The organism is Streptomyces sp. NPDC091972, from assembly GCF_044756385.1.
Taxonomy (GTDB): Bacteria; Actinomycetota; Actinomycetes; order Streptomycetales; family Streptomycetaceae; genus Streptomyces.
Genome location: NZ_JBIVSV010000005.1, coordinates 261,750 through 284,906 on the forward strand (window position 1 = coordinate 261,750; position 23,157 = coordinate 284,906).

At 72.3% G+C, this 23,157-nt stretch carries 20 protein-coding genes; 14 read left to right on the forward strand and 6 right to left on the reverse strand.

Annotated features, from left to right (window positions below):
* Nucleotides 1–25 precede the first annotated feature (25 nt).
* Nucleotides 26–1,543: a 3-hydroxyacyl-CoA dehydrogenase gene (locus tag ACIQJT_RS16935; protein ID WP_402644120.1), complete on the forward strand. Its 1,518-nt coding sequence runs from the start codon at nt 26–28 to the stop codon at nt 1,541–1,543.
* Nucleotides 1,540–2,130, forward strand: coding sequence for a TetR/AcrR family transcriptional regulator (locus ACIQJT_RS16940; RefSeq protein WP_365453134.1), 591 nt, complete (start codon nt 1,540–1,542; stop codon nt 2,128–2,130). The genes ACIQJT_RS16935 and ACIQJT_RS16940 overlap by 4 nt, the downstream gene beginning before the upstream one ends.
* A gap of 2 nt (nt 2,131–2,132) precedes the next feature.
* Here ACIQJT_RS16940 and ACIQJT_RS16945 read toward each other — a convergent pair whose 3' ends face one another.
* Nucleotides 2,133–2,633 carry an Lrp/AsnC family transcriptional regulator gene (locus tag ACIQJT_RS16945; RefSeq protein ID WP_373413200.1) on the reverse strand — a complete coding sequence of 167 codons (501 nt, stop codon included), beginning with the start codon at nt 2,631–2,633 and terminating at the stop codon, nt 2,133–2,135.
* A 174-nt stretch (nt 2,634–2,807) separates the two neighbouring features.
* Between ACIQJT_RS16945 and pdhA (ACIQJT_RS16950) the strand changes: the two genes are divergently transcribed.
* The 6 genes from pdhA (ACIQJT_RS16950) to ACIQJT_RS16975 all read left to right on the forward strand — a co-directional run bounded on the left by pdhA (ACIQJT_RS16950) (nt 2,808) and on the right by ACIQJT_RS16975 (nt 9,769).
* Nucleotides 2,808–3,953, forward strand: coding sequence for a pyruvate dehydrogenase (acetyl-transferring) E1 component subunit alpha (gene pdhA / locus ACIQJT_RS16950; RefSeq protein WP_402644123.1), 1,146 nt, complete (start codon nt 2,808–2,810; stop codon nt 3,951–3,953).
* Nucleotides 3,950–4,954: an alpha-ketoacid dehydrogenase subunit beta gene (locus ACIQJT_RS16955; protein ID WP_402644126.1), complete on the forward strand. Its 1,005-nt coding sequence runs from the start codon at nt 3,950–3,952 to the stop codon at nt 4,952–4,954. The genes pdhA (ACIQJT_RS16950) and ACIQJT_RS16955 overlap by 4 nt, the downstream gene beginning before the upstream one ends.
* Nucleotides 4,954–6,282 (forward strand): dihydrolipoamide acetyltransferase family protein, encoded by a 1,329-nt coding sequence (locus ACIQJT_RS16960; protein WP_402644128.1) that lies wholly within the window; start codon nt 4,954–4,956, stop codon nt 6,280–6,282. Before ACIQJT_RS16955 ends, ACIQJT_RS16960 begins: the two co-directional genes overlap by 1 nt.
* A gap of 75 nt (nt 6,283–6,357) precedes the next feature.
* On the forward strand, nt 6,358–7,275 hold the full coding sequence (locus ACIQJT_RS16965; RefSeq protein ID WP_402644131.1) for an NTP transferase domain-containing protein: 918 nt from the start codon (nt 6,358–6,360) through the stop codon (nt 7,273–7,275).
* A complete protein-coding gene (locus ACIQJT_RS16970; RefSeq protein ID WP_402644134.1) occupies nt 7,272–8,666 on the forward strand; it encodes a molybdopterin molybdotransferase MoeA in 1,395 nt (464 codons plus the stop codon). Before ACIQJT_RS16965 ends, ACIQJT_RS16970 begins: the two co-directional genes overlap by 4 nt.
* Nucleotides 8,663–9,769, forward strand: coding sequence for a potassium channel family protein (locus tag ACIQJT_RS16975; protein ID WP_402644137.1), 1,107 nt, complete (start codon nt 8,663–8,665; stop codon nt 9,767–9,769). Before ACIQJT_RS16970 ends, ACIQJT_RS16975 begins: the two co-directional genes overlap by 4 nt.
* Here the strand turns inward: ACIQJT_RS16975 and ACIQJT_RS16980 are convergent, their stop codons facing one another.
* On the reverse strand, nt 9,770–10,618 hold the full coding sequence (locus ACIQJT_RS16980; protein ID WP_402644140.1) for an ABC transporter permease: 849 nt from the start codon (nt 10,616–10,618) through the stop codon (nt 9,770–9,772).
* On the reverse strand, nt 10,615–11,664 hold the full coding sequence (locus tag ACIQJT_RS16985) for an ATP-binding cassette domain-containing protein (RefSeq protein WP_365453155.1): 1,050 nt from the start codon (nt 11,662–11,664) through the stop codon (nt 10,615–10,617). Before ACIQJT_RS16985 ends, ACIQJT_RS16980 begins: the two co-directional genes overlap by 4 nt.
* 207 nt (nt 11,665–11,871) lie before the next feature.
* Between ACIQJT_RS16985 and ACIQJT_RS16990 the strand changes: the two genes are divergently transcribed.
* On the forward strand, nt 11,872–12,852 hold the full coding sequence (locus tag ACIQJT_RS16990; RefSeq protein ID WP_402644143.1) for an NAD(P)H-quinone oxidoreductase: 981 nt from the start codon (nt 11,872–11,874) through the stop codon (nt 12,850–12,852).
* Nucleotides 12,853–13,263: 411 nt separating this feature from the next.
* On the opposite strand, the gene ACIQJT_RS16995 is transcribed toward ACIQJT_RS16990, so the two are convergent.
* The gene (locus tag ACIQJT_RS16995) at nt 13,264–13,995 is read right to left on the reverse strand and encodes a hypothetical protein (RefSeq protein WP_402644145.1); all 732 of its coding nucleotides are present in this window, start codon (nt 13,993–13,995) and stop codon (nt 13,264–13,266) included.
* A 136-nt stretch (nt 13,996–14,131) separates the two neighbouring features.
* Here ACIQJT_RS16995 and ACIQJT_RS17000 point away from each other — a divergent pair, with 136 nt between their 5' ends.
* A complete protein-coding gene (locus ACIQJT_RS17000) occupies nt 14,132–14,674 on the forward strand; it encodes a bacterial proteasome activator family protein (protein ID WP_365453164.1) in 543 nt (180 codons plus the stop codon).
* Nucleotides 14,675–15,047: 373 nt separating this feature from the next.
* A complete protein-coding gene (locus ACIQJT_RS17005; RefSeq protein ID WP_365453167.1) occupies nt 15,048–16,616 on the forward strand; it encodes a protein kinase domain-containing protein in 1,569 nt (522 codons plus the stop codon).
* Between the two features lie 99 nt (nt 16,617–16,715).
* Here the strand turns inward: ACIQJT_RS17005 and ACIQJT_RS17010 are convergent, their stop codons facing one another.
* Nucleotides 16,716–17,873, reverse strand: a complete 1,158-nt coding sequence (locus tag ACIQJT_RS17010; RefSeq protein ID WP_402644148.1) for a phosphotransferase — start codon at nt 17,871–17,873, stop codon at nt 16,716–16,718.
* A 514-nt stretch (nt 17,874–18,387) separates the two neighbouring features.
* Here ACIQJT_RS17010 and pdhA (ACIQJT_RS17015) point away from each other — a divergent pair.
* From pdhA (ACIQJT_RS17015) to ACIQJT_RS17025, 3 genes are read left to right on the forward strand one after another with little or no spacing between them, the layout of a single operon-like run.
* Nucleotides 18,388–19,536, forward strand: a complete 1,149-nt coding sequence (gene pdhA, locus ACIQJT_RS17015) for a pyruvate dehydrogenase (acetyl-transferring) E1 component subunit alpha (RefSeq protein ID WP_053853162.1) — start codon at nt 18,388–18,390, stop codon at nt 19,534–19,536.
* A gap of 2 nt (nt 19,537–19,538) precedes the next feature.
* The gene (locus tag ACIQJT_RS17020; RefSeq protein WP_402644152.1) at nt 19,539–20,534 is read left to right on the forward strand and encodes an alpha-ketoacid dehydrogenase subunit beta; all 996 of its coding nucleotides are present in this window, start codon (nt 19,539–19,541) and stop codon (nt 20,532–20,534) included.
* Nucleotides 20,535–20,544: 10 nt separating this feature from the next.
* The gene (locus ACIQJT_RS17025; RefSeq protein WP_402644155.1) at nt 20,545–22,002 is read left to right on the forward strand and encodes a dihydrolipoamide acetyltransferase family protein; all 1,458 of its coding nucleotides are present in this window, start codon (nt 20,545–20,547) and stop codon (nt 22,000–22,002) included.
* A gap of 88 nt (nt 22,003–22,090) precedes the next feature.
* Here ACIQJT_RS17025 and ACIQJT_RS17030 read toward each other — a convergent pair whose 3' ends face one another.
* Nucleotides 22,091–23,068 carry a Bro-N domain-containing protein gene (locus ACIQJT_RS17030; RefSeq protein ID WP_402644158.1) on the reverse strand — a complete coding sequence of 326 codons (978 nt, stop codon included), beginning with the start codon at nt 23,066–23,068 and terminating at the stop codon, nt 22,091–22,093.
* Between the last annotated feature and the right edge of the window lie 89 nt (nt 23,069–23,157).

Sequence of the window (23,157 nt, forward strand, 5' to 3'; positions counted from 1 at the left end):
AACCCCGTGCGGGAGGATCGCGCACATGACAGGACTCGACCTCAGCAGCCCCGTGGCCGTCGTCGGCACCGGCACCATGGGCCAGGGCATCGCCCAGGTCGCACTGGTCGCCGGGCACCCGGTGCGGCTCTACGACGCCGTCCCCGGCCGGGCCCGGGAGGCGGCCGACGTGATCGGCGCCCGGCTGGACCGGCTCGTCGAGAAGGACCGGCTCACCGCCGCCGACCGGGACGCCGCGCGCGCCCGCCTCACGGCCGCCGAGCACCTCACCGACCTCGCGGACTGCACCCTGGTCGTCGAGGCGGTCCTGGAGCGGCTCGACGTCAAGCAGCAGCTCTTCGCGCAGCTGGAGGACGTGGTGGGCGAGGACTGCCTGCTCGCCACCAACACCTCCTCCCTGTCGGTGACGGCCGTCGCCGGCGCCCTGCGCCACCCGGGCCGCTTCGTGGGCCTGCACTTCTTCAACCCCGCCCCGCTGATGCCCCTGGTCGAGGTCGTCTCCGGTTTCGCCACCGACGTCTCCTCGGCCACGCGCGCGTACGAGACGGCACGCGCATGGGGCAAGACGCCGGTCGCCTGCGCCGACACCCCCGGCTTCATCGTCAACCGCATCGCGCGGCCCTTCTACGCCGAGGCGTTCGCCGTCTACGAGGCGCAGGGCGCCGAGCCCGCCACCATCGACGCGGTCCTGCGCGAGTGCGGCGGCTTCAAGATGGGCGCGTTCGAGCTGACCGACCTGATCGGACAGGACGTCAACGAGTCCGTGACGCACTCCGTGTGGCGCGCCTTCTTCCAGGACCCGCGCTTCACGCCCTCCCTGGCCCAGCAGCGCCTGGTCGAGTCGGGCCGGCTCGGCCGCAAGAGCGGACGGGGCTGGTACGACTACGCGGACGGCGCCGAGCGCGACGAGCCGCACACCGCGGAGCCGGCCCAGGCGCCCGCGTACGTCGTCGCCGAGGGCGATCTGGGCCCCGCCTCGGAGCTGCTCGCGCTGATCCGCGAGGCGGGCATCCAGGTCCGCGAGGACGAGGAGGACCACGGCACCCGTCTGGTGCTGCCGAGCGGTGGGCAGCTCGCGCTGGCCGACGGGCAGACCTCGGTGGAGTTCCGGGACGTCGTCTACTTCGACCTCGCGCTCGACTACCGCAGGGCCACCCGGATCGCGCTGTCCGCCTCCCAGGACACCTCGCAGCAGACGCTCACCGAGGCCGTCGGGCTCTTCCAGGCGCTCGGCAAGGACGTCAGCGTCATCGGGGACGTGCCCGGCATGATCGTCGCCCGTACGGTGGCCCGGATCGTCGACCTGGCGCACGACGCCGTCGCCAAGGGCGTGGCCACCCAGGAGGACATCGACACCGCCATGCGGCTCGGGGTGAACTACCCGCTCGGGCCCTTCGAGTGGAGCCGCAGGCTCGGCCGCAACTGGGCCTACGCCCTCCTCGACGACCTGCACCTGCGCGACCCGTCCGGCCGGTACGCGCCCTCGCTCGCGCTGTACCGGCACGCGTACGCCTCCGACAAGCGGGAGGGCAGCACCTCATGACGACCGCCAAGCGCGACACGTACACCCCCGAGACACTGCTGTCCGTCGCCGTCCAGGTCTTCAACGAGCGCGGCTACGACGGCACCTCCATGGAGCACCTCTCCAAGGCGGCGGGCATCTCCAAGTCGTCGATCTACCACCACGTGGCCGGCAAGGAGGAGCTCCTGCGCCGGGCCGTCAGCCGGGCCCTGGACGGCCTCTTCGGCATCCTCGACGAGGAGCACGCGCGCGTGGGCCGCGCCAGCGAGCGCCTGGAGTACGTCGTGCGGCGCATGGTCGAGGTGCTGATCGCCGAGCTGCCGTACGTGACCCTGCTGCTGCGGGTGCGCGGCAACACGGACACCGAGCGGTGGGCCCTGGAGCGGCGCCGCGACTTCGACCACCGGGTCGCCGAGCTCCTCAAGGCGGCCGCGGCCGACGGCGACGTGCGCGGTGACGTGGAGGTGCGCCTCGCGACCCGCCTGGTCTTCGGAATGATCAACTCCATCGTGGAGTGGTACCGCCCGGACGGCCGGGGGATGAACGAACGCGAAGTGGCGGACGCGGTCGCCCAGTTGATCTTCGGGGGTCTGCGCCGGGCGTCCTGAGCTCAGCCCTGCGGCTCCAGGTCCTCCTCCTCGAAGACCAGGAGGGTGCGCGTGCTGAGGACCTCCGGGATCGCCTGGAGGCGGGTGAGGACCAGCTCGCGCAGGGACCTGTTGTCCGGGGTGTGGACCAGGAGCAGTACGTCGAAGTCCCCGCCCACCAGCGCGATGTGCGACGCCCCGGGAAGCTGCCGGAGCTGCTCGCGGACCGTGCGCCAGGAGTTCTGGACGATCTTCAGGGTGATGTAGGCCGAGGTGCCCTGCCCTGCGCGCTCGTGGTTGACGCGGGCGCCGAAGCCACGGATGACCCCGTCCTCGACGAGCCGGTTGATCCGCGCGTACGCGTTGGCCCGGGAGACGTGGACCCGTTCGGCGACCGACCGTATCGAGGCGCGGCCGTCCGCCTGGAGCATCTGGAGGATGTCCTGATCGATGGCGTCGAGCGGACGCGGGGGTGGAAGGGGGGTACCGCCCTCCGCGCCTTCGGCCATTTGTTCAGGTGCCATGTCCCCCCGCCTCCCTACCATGGACGTACTGCGTCCATCTCAGGGTGTGGAGAACCGTTTGTCCACAGCCTGAGGGGGCCTGTAGCCAAAATGTGCCGACGACCGAACAATCGGTAGGTGAGGCGCCTCACACCCGTGGTGCGCCACCAGCCGCTCCCACGAGGAGGTGCCGTCATGACGGTCATGGAGCAGCGGGGCGCGTATCGGCCATCGCCGCCGCCCGCCTGGCAGCCCCGCACGGACCCCGCGCCCCTGCTGCCCGACGCGGAACCCCATCGCGTCCTCGGCACCGACGCGGCCGCGAAGGCCGACCCGGCCCTGCTGCGCCGGCTGTACGCCGAGCTGGTGCGCGGCCGCCGCTACAACACGCAGGCCACCGCTCTCACCAAGCAGGGCCGTCTCGCCGTCTACCCCTCCAGCACCGGCCAGGAGGCCTGCGAGGTCGCCGCCGCGCTGGCCCTCCAGGACCGCGACTGGCTCTTCCCCAGCTACCGCGACACCCTCGCCGCCGTCGCCCGCGGCGTCGACCCCGTCCAGGCGCTGACCCTCCTGCGCGGGGACTGGCACACCGGCTACGACCCGCGCGAGCACCGCGTGGCCCCGCTGTGCACCCCCCTCGCCACCCAGCTCCCGCACGCCGTCGGCCTCGCGCACGCCGCCCGTCTCCAGGGCGACGACGTGGTCGCGCTCGCCATGGTCGGCGACGGCGGCACCAGCGAGGGCGACTTCCACGAGGCGCTGAACTTCGCCGCCGTCTGGCAGGCCCCGGTCGTCTTCCTGGTCCAGAACAACGGCTTCGCGATCTCCGTCCCGCTCGCCAAGCAGACCGCGGCACCGTCGCTGGCCCACAAGGCCGTCGGCTACGGCATGCCCGGCCGCCTGGTCGACGGCAACGACGCGGCCGCCGTGCACGAGGTCCTCACCGCCGCAGTGCAGCACGCGCGCGCGGGCGGCGGACCCACCCTGGTGGAGGCGATCACCTACCGCGTGGACGCCCACACCAACGCCGACGACGCGACCCGCTACCGCGGCGACGCCGAGGTCGAGACCTGGCGCGGACACGACCCGATCGCCCTCCTGGAGCACGAACTGACCGAGCGCGGTCTGATCGACGAGGCCGGCATCGAGGACGTGCGCCAGGACGCCGAGGACTTCGCCGCCGGGCTGCGCGAGCGCATGAACCAGGACCCGGTCCTCGACCCGATGGACCTGTTCGCCCACGTCTACGCCGAGCCCACCCCGCAACTGCGCGAGCAGCAGGCCCAGTTGCGCGCCGAGCTCGAAGCCGAGCACGACACCCACGGGGGGACGCACCGATGACCACCGTCGCCCTCAAGCCGGCCACCATGGCGCAGGCCCTCACGCGCGCGTTGCGCGACGCGATGGCGGCCGACCCCACCGTGCACGTCATGGGTGAGGACGTCGGCACCCTCGGCGGCGTCTTCCGGGTCACCGACGGACTGGCCGAGGAGTTCGGCGAGGACCGCTGCACGGACACCCCGCTCGCCGAGGCGGGCATCCTCGGCACGGCCGTCGGCATGGCGATGTACGGGCTGCGGCCGGTCGTGGAGATGCAGTTCGACGCCTTCGCCTACCCGGCGTTCGAACAGCTCGTGAGCCATGTGGCGAGGATGCGCAACCGCACCCGCGGGGCGATGCCGCTCCCGATCACCATCCGGGTCCCCTACGGCGGCGGCATCGGCGGCGTCGAGCACCACAGCGACTCCTCCGAGGCCTACTACATGGCGACCCCGGGACTCCACGTCGTCACGCCCGCGACCGTCGCCGACGCCTACGGACTGCTGCGTGCCGCCATCGCCTCCGACGACCCGGTCGTCGTCCTGGAGCCCAAGCGGCTGTACTGGTCGAAGGACTCCTGGAACCCGGACGACCCGCAGACCGTTGAACCGATAGGCCGCGCGGTGGTGCGGCGCCCCGGCCGGAGCGCCACACTCATCACGTACGGGCCGTCCGTACCCGTGTGCCTCGAAGCCGCCGAGGCCGCGCGGGAGGAGGGGTGGGACCTCGAAGTCGTCGACCTGCGCTCACTGGTGCCCTTCGACGACGACACGGTCGCTGCCTCGGTACGGCGGACCGGGCGAGCGGTCGTCGTGCACGAGTCGGGCGGGTTCGGCGGACCGGGCGGGGAGATCGCGGCCAGGGTCACGGAGCGCTGCTTCCACCATCTGGAGGCGCCGGTGCTGCGCGTGGCCGGGTTCGACATCCCCTACCCGCCGCCGATGCTGGAGCGTCACCACCTGCCCGGCGTGGACCGGATCCTGGACGCCGTCGGGCGTCTGCAATGGGAGGCGGAGAGCTGATGGCGCAGGTCCTGGAGTTCAGGCTGCCGGATCTCGGCGAGGGCCTGACGGAGGCGGAGATCGTCCGCTGGCTGGTGGAGGTCGGCGATGTCGTCGCGGTCGACCAGCCGGTCGTCGAGGTCGAGACGGCCAAGGCGATGGTCGACGTCCCCTGCCCCTACGCCGGTGTCGTCACGGCCCGCTTCGGCGAGGAGGGCAGTGAACTCCCGGTCGGGTCACCCCTCATCACGGTCGCGGTGGGGGCCCCGGCGTCCGCGTCCGACGCCGACGCGCAGACGGGAGGCTCGGGGAACGTCCTGGTCGGGTACGGCACCTCCGAGGCACCCGCGCGCAGGCGCAGGGTGCGCCGGGAACAGCAGGTCACCGTGCCGGTGAACGGCCGGCCGGCGCCGCCCGAGGTGGTCGAGGGGCCCGTCCCCGTGATCTCCCCGCTGGTCCGCCGCCTCGCCCGCGAGCACGGCCTCGACCTCAGGGAGCTCACCGGTTCCGGCCCCGACGGACTGATCCTGCGGGCCGACGTCGAGTACGCGCTGCGTGCCGCCGCCTCCCAGGCGCGCCCGGCCCCCGCAGCCGCGGCACAGGAACCGGCACCGGCAGTCGCTCCGCAGACCCCTGCGGCGGCCCCGGCCCCCGCGTCCGCGGGGACCCGCGTCCCCCTCAAGGGCGTCCGGGGCGCGGTCGCCGACAAGCTGTCCCGCAGCCGGAGCGAGATCCCCGACGCCACCTGCTGGGTGGACGCCGACGCGACGGAACTCATGCGCGCGCGTGCCGCCATGAACGCGGCCGGCGGACCGAAGATCTCCCTGCTCGCGCTGCTCGCCCGGATCTGCACCGCCGCTCTCGCCCGCTTCCCCGAGCTCAACTCGACGGTGGACACGGCGGCCCGGGAGATCGTGCGACTGGACGCCGTGCACCTGGGCTTCGCGGCGCAGACCGAGCGGGGACTGGTCGTACCGGTCGTGAAGGACGCGCACACGCGGGACGCCGAGTCGCTGTCCGCGGAGTTCGCGCGGCTGACCGAGGCGGCCCGCACCGGCACCCTCACCCCCGCGGACCTCACCGGCGGCACCTTCACGCTGAACAACTACGGCGTGTTCGGTGTCGACGGCTCCACGCCGATCATCAACCACCCCGAGGCGGCCATGCTCGGCGTCGGCCGCATCGTCCCCAAGCCGTGGGTGCACGAGGGTGAGCTGGCGGTGCGTCAGGTCGTCCAGCTCTCACTCACCTTCGACCACCGGGTGTGCGACGGCGGCACCGCGGGCGGCTTCCTGCGGTACGTGGCGGACTGCGTGGAACAGCCGGCGGTGCTCCTGCGCACCCTGTGAGCGGAACACCCGCCCACCGAGATCCCGGCGCCGCCGCACGTTCCCTGTGATCGCGACGGCACGCATACTCAGGGGGTGACCTCGTACGAGCCCTCGCGCGACCCAGCCGCCGGTCCTGTGTACGACGTGGTCGTGCTCGCCGGGGGCGCCGCCCGGCGGCTCGGCGGCGCCGACAAGCCCGGCGTGCGGGTGGGCGGCCGAGCCCTGCTCGACCGTGTCCTCGCGGCCTGCGCCGACGCGGGCACCACCGTCGTCGTCGCCGACCCCCGCCCGACCGCCCGGCCGGTGACCTGGGCCCGCGAGGACCCGCCCGGCGGCGGTCCGCTGGCCGCCCTGGACGCCGGCCTGCGGCACGTCACGGCGCGGTACGTCCTGGTGCTCTCCGCCGACCTGCCCTTCCTCCAGGAGGGCACCGCCCGCCTGCTGTTGACGGTGCTGCGCACGGGCGGCGCCGACGGAGTGCTGCTCACCGACGGCGACAACCGCGACCAGCCGCTGGTGGCCGCGTACCGCACGCCCTCGCTGCGCCACGAGCTCGCCGCGCTCACGAAGGAGCACGGCGCTCTCACCGGCCTTCCCCTGCGCCGGCTGACCGCCGCGCTCGACCTCACCCGAGTCCCCGACCCGGTCGCGGCCTTCGACTGCGACACCTGGGACGACATCGCCACCGCCAGGGCACGCATCAGGGAGCATGGGCACGTGTTGGATGAATGGATTTCCGCAGTCAAGGACGAGCTGGGGATCGACCTCGACGTCGACACCGGCGTGCTGCTCGACCTGGCCCGTGACGCCGCGCACGGCGTGGCCAGGCCCGCGGCACCGCTGACCACCTTCCTCGTCGGCTATGCCGCCGCGAAGGCGGGTGGCGGTCCCGAGGCGGTCGCCGAGGCCTCCCGCAAGGCCGCGGCCCTCGCCCTGCGCTGGGCCGAGGAGGCCGAAGGGCAGACCGCCGCGCCCGACGGGGCCTCGGACACCCGCCCGGACGCCGGATGACCGCCCGGTCCGTGCGCACCGGCGACCACACCGGCCCCGCCGGGGACGCCGACGACCTCGACGTCGAGGAGGCGCTGGCCCTGGTGAGAGAAGACAACGGCACCGGTCACCCCGGTGGCCGTCGCCCTTCCGCGCCCCCGCCCCAGGGCTCCGGCCCGGGAGCCGGGCCGGACGCCCACCACCGGGCGACCCCCTGGCCCGAGGCCCGGGCCGCCGCTGCCCGGGCCGCCCGCGCGGTCACCCGCGGCGCCGGCCGCGCCCCCGTCTCCGTACGGCTCGACGAGGCTCTCGGCCTCACCCTGGCCGCGCCCCTCGACGCCCTCACCGACCTCCCCTCCTTCGACACCTCGGCCATGGACGGCTGGGCGGTCGCGGGGCCCGGCCCCTGGGCCGTGCGGGACGAGGGCCTGCTCGCCGGGCATGCCGAGCCCGCGCCGCTCACCGACGGCGAGGCGGCCCGGATCGCCACCGGCGCGCGTGTCCCCCCGGACACCACAGCCGTCCTGCGCAGCGAACACGGGCAGACCGACGAGAAGGGCCGGCTGCACGCCACCCGGGAGGTCGTGCACGGCCAGGACATCCGCCCGCGCGCTCAGGAGTGCCGCAGCGGCGACCAGCTCCTGCCGCCCGGCACCCTCGCCACCCCGGCCGTCCTCGGCCTGGCCGCGGCCGCCGGGTACGACACCCTCGCCGTCGTCCCCCGCCCCCGCGTCGAAGTCCTGGTCCTCGGCGACGAGTTGCTCACCGAGGGGACCCCGCGTGACGGACTGATCCGGGACGCCCTCGGCCCCATGCTCCCGCCCTGGCTGCGCGCGCTCGGCGCCGAGGTCACGGCCGTCCGCCGGCTCGGCGACTCCGCCCCGGCCCTGCACAAGGCGGTCACCGGATCCAAGGCCGACGTGATCGTCACGACCGGCGGCACCGCGGCCGGACCTGTCGACCACGTCCACCCCATCCTGGACCGCATCGGCGCCGAACTTCTGGTCGACGGGGTCAAGGTGCGCCCCGGTCACCCCATGCTGCTGGCCCGCACCAAGGAGAACCAGCACCTCGTCGGTCTGCCGGGCAACCCCCTCGCCGCCGTCTCCGGCCTGCTCACGCTCGCCGAACCGCTGTTGCGCACCCTGGCCGCCCGCCCCGCCCCGGAGCCGTACACCATGCCCCTCAGGGACGAGACCCACGGGCACCCGCACGACACCCGGCTCGTCCCGGTCGTCCTGCGCGGCGACAGCGCGATCCCGCTGCACTACAACGGCCCGGCCATGCTGCGGGGCATCGCGGCCGCCGATGCCCTTGCCGTCGTACCGCCCGGGGGCACCCGGCCGGGGCAGGAGGCCGAACTGCTCGACCTGCCCTGGGCGTCCGCCGGAATCGGGGTGTGTTTCACGTGAAACTTCCGGGCCATGACGCGATCGCCCGCCAGGCGGACGAGCATCTCGTGACCCACAAGGTGAAGTTGCCGCGCAAGGTGGTGGAGCATCCGTTCCGCCAGGTCGCCAAGCGGGTGCTGATGGCCCTGCTGGTCCTCGCGGCGACCGCCCTGATCGTCTACGCGGATCGCGCCGGCTACAACGACAACTCCGACAAGTCCGTCGACTTCCTCGACGCCTGGTACTACGCGACCGTCACCCTCTCCACCACCGGGTACGGCGACATCACCCCGGTCAGCGATGGTGCCCGGCTCACCAACATCTTCGTCATCACGCCCCTGCGCGTGCTGTTCCTGATCATCCTGGTCGGCACGACGCTCGAAGTTCTCACCGAACGCACCCGGGAGGAGTGGCGACTCAACCGCTGGAGGTCCACCTTGCGCGACCACACCGTCGTCATCGGCTTCGGCACCAAGGGCCGGTCCGCGATCCAGACCGTCTGTGCCACGGGACTGAAGAAGGAACAGGTCGTCGTGGTCGATCCCAGCGCCAAGGCGATCGAGGCCGCGACCGCCGACGGCTATGCCGGGATCGCCGGGGACGCCACCCGCAGCGAGGTGCTCAAGCGCGCCGAGGTGCACAAGGCCCGGAAGATCATCATCGCCACCCAGCGCGACGACACGGCGGTCCTGGTGACGTTGACCGCCCGGCAGCTCAACAGGGGCGCCAAGATCGTCGCCGCCGTGCGCGAGGAGGAGAACGCGCCGCTGCTCAAGCAGTCCGGCGCGGATGCCGTCATCACCAGCGCCAGCGCGGCCGGCCGGCTCCTCGGTCTGTCGGTGCTCAGCCCCGCCGCCGGCATGGTGATGGAGGACCTCATCCAGCAGGGCAGCGGCCTCGACATCGTCGAGCGGCCCGTCATAAAGGCCGAGGTGGGCAGGAAGCCGAGGGAGATGGACGACCTGGTGGTGAGCGTTCTGCGCGGGCACCGGGTGCTCGGCTACGACGATCCGGCCGTGGGCACGCTGGAATTGACGGACCGGCTGATCACCATCGTGCGGGCGACGCCGGGCACCCAGGTGGCACCCGACGCCCGACCGCTCCCCCCGATGCCCTCGCAGTGATCACTTGCGGTTGTACAGCCGCATGGTGACCGGTCCGAACACCGCCAGGAACAGGCCCGCCCACCCCAGCGACCAGGCGATCTCGTCGGCGGGCCAGTCGCCCGCCATCAGCTCCCGCACGGCCGAGGACAGATGGGTGATCGGGCTGTTGTTGACGAAGGCCTGAAGCCAGCCCGGCATGGTTTTCGGGTCGACGAAGACGTTGGACAGGAAGGTCAGCGGGAAGATCACCATCATGCTGACGCCCATCACCGACTTCTCGGTCCGCAGCAGCAGCCCGAACATCGTCCAGATCCACGAGAACGCGAACGAGAAGACGACGAGCAGCGCGATCCCGGCGACCACCCCGCCGACCCCGCCGTCCGGGCGGTAGCCGAGGATCACGCCGACGGTGAGCATCACGACGGAGGCGATCGTGTAGCGCAGGGCGTCGCCGAGCAGATAGCCGACCATCGTCGACGGCCGCCAGATGGGCAGCGAGCGGAAGCGGTCGAAGACGCCCTTCTCGATGTCGGTGTTGACCGAGACCCCGGTGTACATCGTGATCATCACGACCGACATCACCAGGATGCCCGGCAGCAGGAACTGGATGTACTCCTTCGGGGACCCGGCCAGGGCACCCCCGAAGAGGTACGTGTACATCAGCACCATCATGATCGGGAACGCGGTGACGTCGAAGAGCTGCTCCGGCACGTGCTTGATCTTGAGGACCGCGCGCCAGCCGAAGGTCAGCGAGGCCGACAGCGCGCTCGGGCGCGGCGGCCGCTCCCCGGTGACCAGAAGTGCGGCCAGCGACTCTGCGCTGACGGGGGCGAGGTCCTGGGTCTCGGTCTGTGTCGCGGTGCTCATGCCGCCACCTCGTCCTTGTCGTCGCGGGAGTCACGGGAGTCACGGGCACCGTCGGAACCGCCGGGGTCGCGGCCCTCGTGCGTGTCGTGCCCGGTGAGGGCGAGGAACACCTCGTCCAGACTGGGCTGGCCGAGCGAGAAGTTGTCGACGGTGATGCCGGTGCGGGCCAGTTCGGCCAGGGCGCGGGAGGCCTGTTCGGCGGCCGTGTCGCCGGCCGCGGTGGCGAGCCGGGCCGTCAGCGCGACCGAGTCCGGTTCGAGCTGCACCCGGGCGTCCAGGGCCCGCCGCAGGATCTCCGCCGCCTCGGCCCGCTGCCCGCCGTCCCGCAGGCGCAGATGGACGGTCCCGGCGCCCACGGAGGCCTTGAGCTCGCCCTTGGTGCCCTCGGCGATCACCCGGCCCCGGTCGATGACGGCGATCCGGGAGGCGAGCTGGTCGGCCTCGTCCAGGTACTGCGTGGTCAGCAGCACGGTGGTGCCCTGGGCGACGACCGCGCGCACGATGTCCCAGACCTGGTTGCGGCTGCGCGGGTCGAGACCGGTGGTGGGCTCGTCGAGGAAGAGCAGATCGGGGGTGTTGAGGATGGACGCGGCGATGTCGATACGGCGCCGCATGCCGCCGGAGTAGTGCTTGACCTGCTTTCCGGCCGCGTCCGAGAGACCGAACGCCTCCAGGAGCTGCCCGGCACGCTCGCGTGCCGCCTTCTTGTGGTGGCCGAGGAGACGGCCGAGCAGGACCAGGTTCTCGGCGCCGGTCAGGTCCTCGTCGACGGAGGCGTACTGGCCGGTGAGGCTGACCCGGCCACGGACCTCGTCGGCCTCGCGGACGATGTCGTGTCCGAAGACGTGGGCCTCGCCGCCGTCGGGCCGCAACAGGGTGGCCAGCATCTTCACGGTGGTGGTCTTGCCGGCGCCGTTCGGGCCGAGGACGCCGTAGACCGTGCCGGCCGGCACCGCGAGGTCGACTCCGTCGACGGCCCTGGTCTCGCCGAACGTCTTCACGAGGCCCGCGGTCTCGATCGCCAGGGCTGACGTGTGCTGGCTCATGGGCGGGGTTCCTTCCGCGTGCTTGGGCTACGCATGGGGAGACCTTTACCGTCGCGCAAACTCATCGGTGGCGCACAGCGAATTTCGGAAGTCCGGTCCGAGGACGGAGAACCCAGGGGACCGGGGAACGGGGACCGGGGAACGGGGACTGGGGAACGGGGACCGGGCACCGAGGAGGGGCGGGGCACCAGGAGTAGCGTCGGGCCCATGTATGCGATCACGATTCCCGAACCCGGTGGACCCGAGGCGTTGGTCTGGAGCGAGGTGCCGGATGCCGTGGCCGGCGAGGGCGAGGTGCTGGTCGAGGTGGTGGCCGGGGCCGTCAACCGCGCCGACATCCTGCAACGGCAGGGCTTCTACAACCCCCCGCCCGGCGCCTCCCCCTACCCCGGTCTGGAGTGCTCCGGACGGATCGCCGCGATCGGCCCCGGTGTCTCCGGCTGGGCCGTGGGCGACGAGGTGTGCGCCCTGCTCGCGGGCGGCGGTTACGCCGAGAAGGTCGCCGTGCCGGCCGGGCAGGTGCTGCCCGTGCCCCAGGGCGTCGACCTGAAGCGGGCGGCCGCGCTGCCCGAGGTGGTCTGCACGGTCTGGTCGAACGTCTTCATGGTCGCCCACCTGCGCCCCGGCGAGACCCTGCTGGTGCACGGCGGCTCCAGCGGCATCGGCACCATGGCGATCCAGCTCGCCAAGGCCGTGGGCGCCAAGGTCGCGGTGACCGCGGGCACGCCGGAGAAGCTGGAGCGCTGCGCCGAGCTCGGCGCGGACGTCCTGATCAACTACCGGGAACAGGACTTCGTCGAGGAGGTCCGCAAGGCCACCGACGGGGCGGGCGCCGACGTCATCCTCGACAACATGGGTGCGAAGTACCTCGACCGCAACGTCAAGGCCCTCGCCGTCAACGGACGGCTCGCGATCATCGGCCTGCAGGGCGGTGCCAAGGGCGAGCTGAACATCGGCGCGCTGCTGAACAAGCGCGCGGCGATCAGCGCCACCTCGCTGCGGGCGCGGCCGCTGGACGAGAAGGCGGCGATCGTTGCGGCCGTAGGCGAGCACGTGTGGCCCCTGCTCGACGCCGGGCACATCCGTCCCGTGGTCGACCGCGAGCTGCCGATGAGCGACGCGGCCGCCGCCCACCGGGTCGTCGAGGAGAGCGGCCACATCGGCAAGGTCCTCCTGGTCACGCCGTAGACCTGCCGGTAGGGCCTTGTCGGCCTCTCGGCCACGGTGGAAAGGGCCCGGCCTGCGCCCCGGCCGCGGCGAAAGGGGCCGGTCGGCGCCGCGGGCCACGGCGGAAGGTCCGTGCCCGTGCCCCGGCCACGGCGAAAGGGTCCGGCCGGCGGCGAGGCCATGGCGAGAGGGCCTTGCCCGCGCCTCGGCCACGGCGAAAGGGCCTTGCCGGCGTCGCGGGTCACGGCGGAAGGTCCGTGCCCGTGCGCCCGCCGCCGCGAAAGGGTCCGGCCCGCGCCACGGCCACGGCGAAAGCCCTGCCCGCGCCTCGGCCACGGCGAAGGCCCTGCCCGCGCCGCGGCCGGAGCGTGAAAGGGCCCTGCCCCGGCCGCGGTGCGAAGCGGCCCGCGCCGCAGCCATCGCTGAACGGCCCTACCCGCGCCGCAGCCGCAGGGCGAACAGGCCGAGGCCGAGGCCCACGCCGACCAGCACCAGCCCGGTGCCGAGCGGCAGGATGAACACCCTGGGCCCGGCCACCGGCCGTTCCGCGGAGCGGGAGGGCCGGGCCACGGCGGTCCGCTGAGGCGGCTCCGACACGGCGGTGAGGTCACCGTCCCCGGCGTCGGTCCCCCCGATGTCCGTGCTCTCCGCTTCCTCCGTCGCCGGTTCCTCCCGCCGGCCCGGCCGTTCCCGCCCCTCGCCCGCACGGCTCCCGGCCCGCGAGGGGGTGGCGGCCGAGGGGGAGGGCGCGAGGGAGGCCGGGGGCGAGGCCCGCTCCGGCCCGTCGCCGCGCGAGGAGTGCGAGCGGACCGCCGACGCGGAGGCGGGGTCCCGTGGACCGTGAACCGACGGCGGGCTCGACTGGCCGCCCGAGCGGGAGGCCGGGGCGGGGTGCGGCGGAAGCCCGGTGGGGTACGACCCCGGGGTGCTCGGCGGTGCCGGGTGGGCCGGTGCGGAGGCCGGTGACCGGGTGGCGGCGGCCGGGGTGCGCACGACCCCGCGCAGCGGGCCGTCGACCGGGTCCGCCGGCCGCCGGTCGGGCGCGCTCGCGGGGACGCGCGGCGTCAGCTCGGTGCCGTACGCCCGGTCGGCCTGCGGCAGGACGACGGTCGCGCTCGAGCCCACCACGATCGCCAGCACCGTCGCGCGCAGCCAGAGAGTCACGGAACAAGACTGGCATTCAGTCGCATAACCGGCATTACGGATGTCGCCATGGGGGCGATCTGCTCCGGGACCGGTGGATCAGCACACAGCGGGGGCACCTCAGTGGTGAGGTGTACGGGTGCGAGAGAATGGCGGCATGGAGATGCCGAGGAACGAAGGTTCGCCGGAAAGTCCCCAGATCCTGGTCGTGGGCCAGGACGGGATGGCACTGGGCGGCGGGGGTGACGACGAGTCCCGCGAGGTCCCGGTCACGGAGATGGTCGAGCAGCCCGCGAAGGTCATGCGCATCGGCAGCATGATCAAGCAGCTGCTCGAAGAGGTGCGCGCGGCTCCCCTCGACGAGGCCAGCCGGGCCCGCCTCAAGGAGATCCACGCCAGCTCGGTGAAGGAGCTGGAGGACGGGCTCGCCCCGGAGCTCGTGGAGGAGCTGGAGCGGCTCTCCCTGCCCTTCAACGAGGAGGCGACCCCGAGCGACGCGGAACTGCGCATCGCCCAGGCCCAGTTGGTGGGCTGGCTGGAGGGCCTCTTCCACGGGATCCAGACCACCCTGTTCGCCCAGCAGATGGCCGCGCGGGCCCAGCTCGAGCAGATGCGCCGCGCCCTCCCGCCGGGCGTCGGGGGCCAGGAGGACGGCATCGACCCGCGCGCGGGCGGCCGCTCGGGCGGACCGTACCTGTAACCACGACCGACAAGGGCCCGGCAGCGGACGCTGCCGGGCCTTTCTGGTCACCTCTGTCATGTCACCGGTGGGAAACGCTCGTTCGGGTTCTTCTTCGTGAGTTTGGCCACCAGCCGACGCCTCGCCGCCCGGCGGACGCGGTGCCCGTTCCGTGTCCGTACGCGAAAGAAAGGTCGTGCGGGCGTTACAGCGCCCCTACGGCCGGTACACAGGATTTGCACGCCGAGACCTAGTACAGGTTTGATGGCCGGTCCGTCGCAGGCCGGTCCCCGGGCTCATCCCGGACCGGCGGCTTGCGCGAAGGCTGTAGCGTGGCCGACGGAGACCGTAACAACACCGCGCGCACCGCGGGCAGAAACGACGGCGAGGACCGATGGCACAGCAGCAGCGCGCTCAGGGCCCGTCCGACCCCGAGGCGACTGGCGGCGGAATGTCAGATGCGCCGGAGCTGTGGGGTAACGGCGGACTGGTGGGGGACGGCCGGTACCGGCTGACCCGCAGACTCGGCCGGGGCGGAATGGCCGAGGTGTTCGCGGCCGAGGACGTACGGCTCGGCCGGACCGTGGCGGTCAAGCTGCTGCGCGCCGACCTCGCCGAGGACCCGACCTCCAAGGCCCGCTTCACGCGTGAGGCCCAGTCCGTGGCCGGCCTCAACCACCACGCGATCGTCGCCGTGTACGACTCCGGCGAGGACTTCGTGGGCGGCCAGTCGGTGCCGTACATCGTCATGGAGATCGTCGAGGGACGGACGATCCGGGATCTGCTGCTCAACGCCGAGGCGCCCGGACCCGAGCAGGCCCTGATCATCGTCTCCGGGGTACTGGAGGCGCTCGCCTACTCGCACCAGCACGGCATCGTGCACCGCGACATCAAGCCCGCCAACGTGATCATCACGCACAACGGCGCCGTCAAGGTGATGGACTTCGGCATCGCCCGCGCCCTGCACGGCGCGTCCACGACGATGACGCAGACCGGCATGGTCATGGGCACCCCGCAGTACCTCTCCCCGGAGCAGGCCCTCGGCAAGGCCGTCGACCACCGCTCCGACCTGTACGCGACCGGCTGCCTGCTGTACGAACTCCTCGCGCTGCGTCCGCCGTTCACCGGCGAGACCCCCCTGTCCGTGGTCTACCAGCACGTCCAGGACATCCCGACGCCTCCGTCGCAGGTCTCCGACGCCGTCCCGCCGGAGCTCGACGGCCTGGTCATGCGCTCGCTCGCGAAGGACCCCGACGACCGCTTCCAGACGGCCGAGGAGATGCGCGGGCTCGTCCAGTACGGCCTGCAGATGCTGTACGACCAGGGCGGCCACACCGGGACCTGGAACACCGGCCCGGTGACGGCGCACGACGGCCGCGGCACGCCCGCCGCGGGCTTCGCGAGCACCAGCGTGCTGACGCACCCCGGCGCCGCCTCCGGCACCACCCAGATCCCGCAGCCGATCCTGCCCTCCGGTTACGGCGGCGGGGACGACGGCGGTTTCGAGGGGAGCGGCAACCGGGGCAGCGGCCGCGGCAAGCTGTGGATCCTCGCCGTCCTCGCGGTGATCGCCGTCGCGGCGGGTGTCGCCCTGGCGCTCAACAACGGAGACGGCGGCGGCAGCGGTGGCGGCACCGGCAGCTCCGTGTCGCCGACCACCTCGAAGACCACCGACGACCGGACGGCCAGCGAGACGCCGAGCGACGACGCGACCAGCGAGGAGACGGACACCTCCACGGACGACAACGGCAGCTCGGGCGGCTCCGGCTACACGCCGTCCTGGACGCCGTCGTACACCCCCTCCTACACCCCTTCGCCCTCGGCGACGCAGCCGTCCGAAACGGCGACGGAGCCGTCCGACACGGCGGAGCCCACGAACACCGCCGAGCCCACGAACACCGCGGAGCCGACCGGCGGCCTGGTCGGGGGCTCGGACAGCGGCGGCGAGGGCGGCGACTCCTGACCCGGCGGTGACGCCTCACGCGCGCGTGGCCCGTTCCCGGGGCCACGCGCGCGTGCTGTTTCCCGGCCTCCGCGCGCGTGCTTTTTCCCGGCCCCCGCGTCAGCCCACGAACGCGTCGCACACCGCGTCGTACTCCCGCGTCCACCACACCACCAGCGCCGAGGCCGCCGGGAACTGGGGATCGGCGCGGGTGTCGCCGCGCTCGTAGTGCCAGCGCAGCATCCAGAAGTCGTTGAGCCGCTCCCACCACACGCGGTGCACGGCCGCCGCGAGCTCCGAGGGCGTGGCGCCCGCCGTACGCCGGTACGCGCGCGCGTAGGCCCGCACCTTCGGCAGGTCGAGTGTGCCCGCGGGCCGTACGAAGAAGATCGCGGCGGCGCGTACGGCCTCCTCGGCGCGGGGCTTCACACCGAGCCGGTCCCAGTCGACGATCGCGGCGGGGGCGTCACCCCGGTAGAGCAGGTTGAAGGGATGGAAGTCCCCGTGCACCCAGCCCACCGGTCCGCCGTGCGGGGGCCGCCGTCCCACGTGCTGTTCGAGCAGGGCCCGCCGCTCCAGGAGCCGGTGCCGGGCCAGTTCGTCGAAGGAGTCGGCGGGACGGTGCCGGAGCACGCGTGCGAGGAGGTCGTCGATGAGGGCGAACGTGGCGGCGGGGTCGGCACCGGCGTCGGCGGCGTCTCCGTCGGGGCCGCCGGGGGCCCTGGTCCCGGTGGCCGGCCGATCGCCGGACGGCCTTTCCCCACGGGAGCCGGGGGCGCTCCCACCCGTTCGCGCGCCCCCGCCCGCCCGCGCACCCTTCTCCGCCCCCTCCCGCCCTTGCGGGGGCACCATCCCCTCCCACCCCTGCACCGGCATCACCCGCTCCAGGCTCGCGTGCACCACCCCCAGCAGGGCCCCGAGACGGCCGCACTGACCGGGGGTGAGCTGGCCGCCGTGGCGGTGGCGGCCCTCGATCCAGGGGTGCAGGGCGTAGGCGTGGCCGCCCACGACGGCGACCGTGCGGCCGTCACGGGCGGGGAGGGGCGGGGCGACCGGCACCCCGAGGGCGGCGAGGCGCTGGGTGGCGCGGTGCTGGCGGGCGATCGCCTCGGGGGCGGCCGTCTCGGGGTCGAAGTGGTGCTTGAGGAAGTAGTGGCCGCGGGTCGTGCGGAGCCGGTAGCCGCGGTTGAGGAGGCCCTGGTCGATGGGATCGCAGGCGAGGGCGGAGCCGGCGGCGTACTGGCGGAGGAGGGCGCCCAGCGGGGGCGCGTGAGGCATGAGGGGTGGTACGGGAGAGCGCGGCACGCGCCAGATGCTAGGGCACGAATCAGGGCCGTGAGCTGGGCGTTGTCACAGGAAGTCACAGACCGCCACAGTAAGTCGCGGTCGGTCTCCTTCGGTCAGGCCGTACCGGCCCGCCGACGGGGCCGTATCCGCGAAATACGCTGATTTCTCCTTCTTCGCTCACTCGGCAAGTCGCAGCCGATAAGTCTTCCGGTGACCTGGGTAGACGGGATAACGTGCCGTTGCTCCGGCCTCCTGCAAGGCTGTGACCAGCACCCCTTCGGCCCTTTTCCGATTTACTTGGAAATCCAAGCAAAATCGCAGGTCAAAGGGGGTTTCACAGAAATGTGGAGCACTGGGTAACGTGATTCTTGCAGGGCGCTCGCCGGGGCACCTGTCACGCCTGTTCCGGCCGAGTGGCACCCACCCCGTGCACGGGTGTCGGCAACAGGTGAGCCGCACTGGTACACCCGGCAACCCCGGGGGCCGGACCGACGGAGGAGCACACGTGACCGTGGAGAGCACTGCCGCGCGCAAGCCGCGACGCAGCGCCGGGACGAGGAAGTCCCCGAGCACCAAGCCCGAACTGGTTCAGCTTCTGACGCCCGAGGGCAAGCGCGTCAAGAACGCCGAGTACGACAAGTACGTCGCCGACATCACTCCCGAAGAGCTTCGCGGCCTCTACCGCGACATGGTGCTCACCCGCCGCTTCGACGCCGAGGCCACCTCCCTCCAGCGCCAGGGCGAACTGGGCCTGTGGGCCTCGCTGCTCGGCCAGGAGGCCGCCCAGATCGGCTCCGGCCGGGCACTGCGCGACGACGACTACGTCTTCCCGACCTACCGCGAGCACGGCGTGGCCTGGTGCCGCGGGGTCGACCCGACCAACCTGCTGGGCATGTTCCGGGGTGTGAACAACGGCGGCTGGGACCCGAACAGCAACAACTTCCACCTCTACACGATCGTCATCGGCTCCCAGACGCTGCACGCCACCGGCTACGCGATGGGCGTCGCCAAGGACGGCGCCGACTCCGCGGTCATCGCCTACTTCGGCGACGGCGCCTCCAGCCAGGGCGACGTGGCCGAATCGTTCACCTTCTCCGCGGTCTACAACGCCCCGGTGGTGTTCTTCTGCCAGAACAACCAGTGGGCCATCTCCGAGCCCACCGAGCGGCAGACCCGCGTCCCGCTCTACCAGCGCGCGCAGGGCTTCGGCTTCCCGGGCGTGCGGGTCGACGGCAACGACGTGCTCGCGTCGCTCGCGGTCACCAAGTGGGCGCTGGAGCGGGCCCGCGCGGGCGAGGGCCCGACGCTCGTGGAGGCGTACACCTACCGGATGGGCGCCCACACCACCTCCGACGACCCGAGCAAGTACCGCGCCGACGAGGAGCGCGAGGCATGGGAGGCGAAGGACCCGATCCTGCGCCTTCGCCGGTACCTGGAGGCCGCAAACCACGCGGACGAGGGATTCTTCGCGGAACTGGAGAGCGAGTCCGAGGCGTTGGGAAGGCGAGTGCGTGAGGCGGTCCGTGCGATGCCGGACCCGGACCGTTTCGCCATCTTCGAGCACGCGTACGCGGACGGGCATGCGCTGGTCGACGAGGAGCGGGCCGGTTTCGCCGCCTACCAGGCGTCGTTCGCGGATGGGGAAGGGGCCTGATCATGGCGGCGGAGACTGTGACAACGAAGAACATGGCCCTGGCCAAGGCGATCAACGAGTCGCTCAGGCACGCCCTGGACACCGACCCGAAGGTCCTGGTCATGGGCGAGGACGTCGGCAAGCTCGGCGGCGTGTTCCGGGTGACCGACGGACTGCAGAAGGACTTCGGCGAGGACCGGGTCATCGACACCCCGCTCGCCGAGTCCGGCATCGTCGGCACCGCGATCGGCCTGGCGCTGCGCGGCTACCGGCCGGTGGTGGAGATCCAGTTCGACGGGTTCGTGTTCCCGGCCTACGACCAGATCGTCACCCAGCTCGCCAAGATGCACGCCCGCTCGCTGGGCAAGGTCAAGATGCCCGTCGTGGTGCGCATCCCCTACGGGGGCGGCATCGGCGCGGTCGAGCACCACTCGGAGTCCCCGGAGTCGCTGTTCGCGCACGTGGCGGGCCTGAAGGTGGTCAGCCCCTCCAACGCCTCCGACGCGTACTGGATGATGCAGCAGGCCATCCAGAGCGACGACCCGGTGATCTTCTTCGAGCCCAAGCGGCGCTACTGGGACAAGGGCGAGGTCAACACCGAGGCGATCCCCGGGCCGCTGCACAAGGCGCAGGTGGTCCGCGAGGGCACCGATCTGACGCTGGTCGCGTACGGCCCGATGGTCAAGCTCTGCAAGGAGGTCGCGGACGCGGCCGCCGAGGAGGGCAGGAACCTGGAGGTGCTGGACCTGCGGTCCGTCTCGCCGCTGGACTTCGACACGATCCAGGCGTCGGTGGAGAAGACCCGGCGGCTGGTGGTCGTGCACGAGGCCCCGGTGTTCTTCGGCTCCGGCGCGGAGATCGCCGCCCGGATCACCGAGCGGTGCTTCTACCACCTGGAGGCGCCCGTGCTGCGGGTGGGCGGCTACCACGCCCCCTATCCGCCGGCGCGGCTGGAAGAGGAGTACCTGCCGGGCCTGGACCGGGTGCTGGATGCCGTCGACCGCGCTCTGGCGTACTGAGGAGAGGGCCGTGACGACGATGACGGACGCGTCCGTACGCGAGTTCAAGATGCCCGACGTGGGCGAGGGGCTGACCGAGGCCGAGATCCTCAAGTGGTATGTCCAGGTGGGCGACACGGTCACCGACGGACAGGTGGTGTGCGAGGTGGAGACGGCCAAGGCGGCCGTCGAACTGCCCATCCCCTACGACGGGGTGGTGCGCGACCTGCGCTTCCCCGAGGGCACCACGGTCGACGTGGGCACCGCGATCATCACGATCGACGTGAGCGGCGGCAGCGCCCCCGCGGCCGGACAGGCTCCTGCCGACACTCCTGAGGCCGTGACCGCTCCCGAGGTCTCCGGGACCAAGCCCGAGGGCACCGGCCGTCAGCCGGTCCTGGTCGGCTACGGCGTGGCGGCCTCCTCGACCAAGCGGCGCCCCCGCAAGGGCCCCGAACTGCCGGTCCAGCAGGCCTCGGTGGCCATCCAGACGGAGCTGAACGGCCACAGCCCGGCCCCCGCGGCCCCGGCCCCCCAGCCGCCCGCACCGGCCGCCACCGGGCAGTCCCGCCCGCTGGCCAAGCCCCCGGTGCGCAAGCTGGCCAAGGACCTGGGCGTCGACCTCACCGCGGTGATCCCCTCCGGCCCGGACGGCATCATCACCCGCGAGGACGTCCACGCGGCCGCCGCCCCGGCCCAGGCGCCCGCGCCCCTGGAGCAGGCCCCGGCCGCGCAGGCCACCGCGCCGGTCCAGGTCCCGCAGGCCCCGGCCGCCTCCTACGACGCGGCCCGCGAGACCCGTGTCCCCGTCAAGGGCGTGCGCAAGGCCACCGCCCAGGCCATGGTCGGCTCCGCGTTCACCGCCCCGCACGTCACCGAGTTCGTGACGGTGGACGTCACCCGCACCCTCAAGCTCGTCGAGGAACTCAAGCAGGACAAGGAGTTCGCGGGCCTGCGCGTCAACCCGCTCCTGCTGATCGCCAAGGCCCTCCTGGTCGCGATCAAGCGGAACCCCGACATCAACGCCTCCTGGGACGAGGCGAACCAGGAGATCGTCCTCAAGCACTACGTCAACCTGGGCATCGCCGCGGCCACCCCCCGTGGCCTGATCGTCCCGAACATCAAGGACGCCCACACCAGGACCCTGCCGCAACTCGCCCAGGACCTGGGTGAACTGGTGACCACCGCCAAGGAGGGCCGCACCAGCCCCACCGCCATGCAGGGCGGCACGGTCACCATCACCAACGTCGGCGTCTTCGGCGTCGACACCGGCACCCCGATCCTGCCGCCCGGCGAGTCCGCGATCCTCGCCGTCGGCGCGATCAAGCTCCAGCCCTGGGTCCACAAGGGCAAGGTCAAGCCCCGTCAGGTCACCACCCTGGCCCTCAGCTTCGACCACCGTCTGATCGACGGGGAACTGGGCTCCAAGGTGCTCGCCGACGTGGCGGCGATCCTGGAACAACCGAAGAAACTCATCACCTGGGCGTGACCTGTCCCCCGGGACGGGGTTGTCACATGGTGGAGGGACGGCCGCAACTTCGGAATGCGGCCGCCCCTCTGTCATGCACGGGGGTTGGTCAGGCGCGGTTCAGCACATACACCGGAGCGCCGTCGTCCGCAGCCCCCTGCGATCGGATGCAGGCGTGCTTGCGCAGCAGGCGCAGGCATTCGTTGACCCGATGGACCGTCAGGCCCGTGCGGGCCGCGATCGATTCGAGCGGCCGCCGGAGTTCACCCTCCTCGACCAGCACCGGCGCGATGACGACGGCCACGGTCCAGACGTCCTCCGTGACGGACAGCCGCCGCCGCCAGTCGGCCAGCACGGACTCCGTCGTCGGCGGAGCGGACAGGTCGGCGGTGGGCGCCGGCCGTTCGAGGACCAGGGCGTCGAGCCGGTCCGCGATGCGCTCCATGGCCAGGGCCATGGCCTGCTGGGCCGCGAGAGTGGCACGCTGCGTCTCCAGCATCTCCCGCTGGGATTCGACCATTGCCTCCTGCAACGCGATCGACTTGTGCTGGGCGGCGGCGAGCTGCTCGTCGGCCTGGAGATTGCGCTCTTCGAGCCGGACGATGGCCTCGGCGATCTGCTCGGGCATGGCGTAGGCGATGGGCGCGCCCGGCCCGGCGGGCTGCACCTCGGCCTCTTCGAGGGTGTAGGAGCCCTCTCGCTGGACTGTCTCGATCACTTCGGCGGCCCATTGCTTGAAGGGGGCGCAGGCGGGCTTGGTGCAGGCGTTGACGAGAAGGATGAGACCTTGGAGAGAGATGACATTCAGGTCTCGACGCCACTCTCTACCTGCGGGAACGCTGAGACCGTAACCTCCAGTTAGGGTCTCGAGAATGTCTCGGTGCTCTTCTGGGACATGGTCGGAGAGTGCCTTCTGGGTGTTGGTGTGTCCCAAGTGTTTGCACACGTCCACCGCCGGAAACCAATGACTCCCGCCCGGCATGGTCAGCCGCCGAATCCGGTGTCCGGTCGCCGCGTACACGAAGTCGCCGATGTCGATCGCCTCATGCCTCTTGCCCGCCTCGGGCCGCTTGCTGGGTTCGTTCATGTGAACCACCTCCGCAGCGGAACCTAGGGCGGAGAAGATCGCATATGCCAACTGAAGTAACGATATTCACCCATGCGAGGGAAATTCCG

Excerpts from the sequence above, each read along its gene's own strand:
- ACIQJT_RS17030 (WP_402644158.1), bottom strand. The coding sequence starts at position 23,068 with ATGAACGAACCCAGCAAGCGGCCCGAGGCGGGCAAGAGGCATGAGGCG.
- ACIQJT_RS16970 (WP_402644134.1), top strand. The coding sequence starts at position 7,272 with ATGACCGCCCGGTCCGTGCGCACCGGCGACCACACCGGCCCCGCCGGG.
- ACIQJT_RS16980 (WP_402644140.1), bottom strand. The coding sequence starts at position 10,618 with ATGAGCACCGCGACACAGACCGAGACCCAGGACCTCGCCCCCGTCAGC.
- ACIQJT_RS17010 (WP_402644148.1), bottom strand. The coding sequence starts at position 17,873 with ATGCCTCACGCGCCCCCGCTGGGCGCCCTCCTCCGCCAGTACGCCGCC.
- ACIQJT_RS16960 (WP_402644128.1), top strand. The coding sequence starts at position 4,954 with ATGGCGCAGGTCCTGGAGTTCAGGCTGCCGGATCTCGGCGAGGGCCTG.
- ACIQJT_RS16985 (WP_365453155.1), bottom strand. The coding sequence starts at position 11,664 with ATGAGCCAGCACACGTCAGCCCTGGCGATCGAGACCGCGGGCCTCGTG.
- ACIQJT_RS16990 (WP_402644143.1), top strand. The coding sequence starts at position 11,872 with ATGTATGCGATCACGATTCCCGAACCCGGTGGACCCGAGGCGTTGGTC.
- ACIQJT_RS16945 (WP_373413200.1), bottom strand. The coding sequence starts at position 2,633 with ATGGCACCTGAACAAATGGCCGAAGGCGCGGAGGGCGGTACCCCCCTT.
- pdhA (WP_402644123.1), top strand. The coding sequence starts at position 2,808 with ATGACGGTCATGGAGCAGCGGGGCGCGTATCGGCCATCGCCGCCGCCC.
- ACIQJT_RS17020 (WP_402644152.1), top strand. The coding sequence starts at position 19,539 with ATGGCGGCGGAGACTGTGACAACGAAGAACATGGCCCTGGCCAAGGCG.
- ACIQJT_RS17000 (WP_365453164.1), top strand. The coding sequence starts at position 14,132 with ATGGAGATGCCGAGGAACGAAGGTTCGCCGGAAAGTCCCCAGATCCTG.
- ACIQJT_RS16935 (WP_402644120.1), top strand. The coding sequence starts at position 26 with ATGACAGGACTCGACCTCAGCAGCCCCGTGGCCGTCGTCGGCACCGGC.
- ACIQJT_RS16940 (WP_365453134.1), top strand. The coding sequence starts at position 1,540 with ATGACGACCGCCAAGCGCGACACGTACACCCCCGAGACACTGCTGTCC.
- ACIQJT_RS17005 (WP_365453167.1), top strand. The coding sequence starts at position 15,048 with ATGGCACAGCAGCAGCGCGCTCAGGGCCCGTCCGACCCCGAGGCGACT.
- ACIQJT_RS16955 (WP_402644126.1), top strand. The coding sequence starts at position 3,950 with ATGACCACCGTCGCCCTCAAGCCGGCCACCATGGCGCAGGCCCTCACG.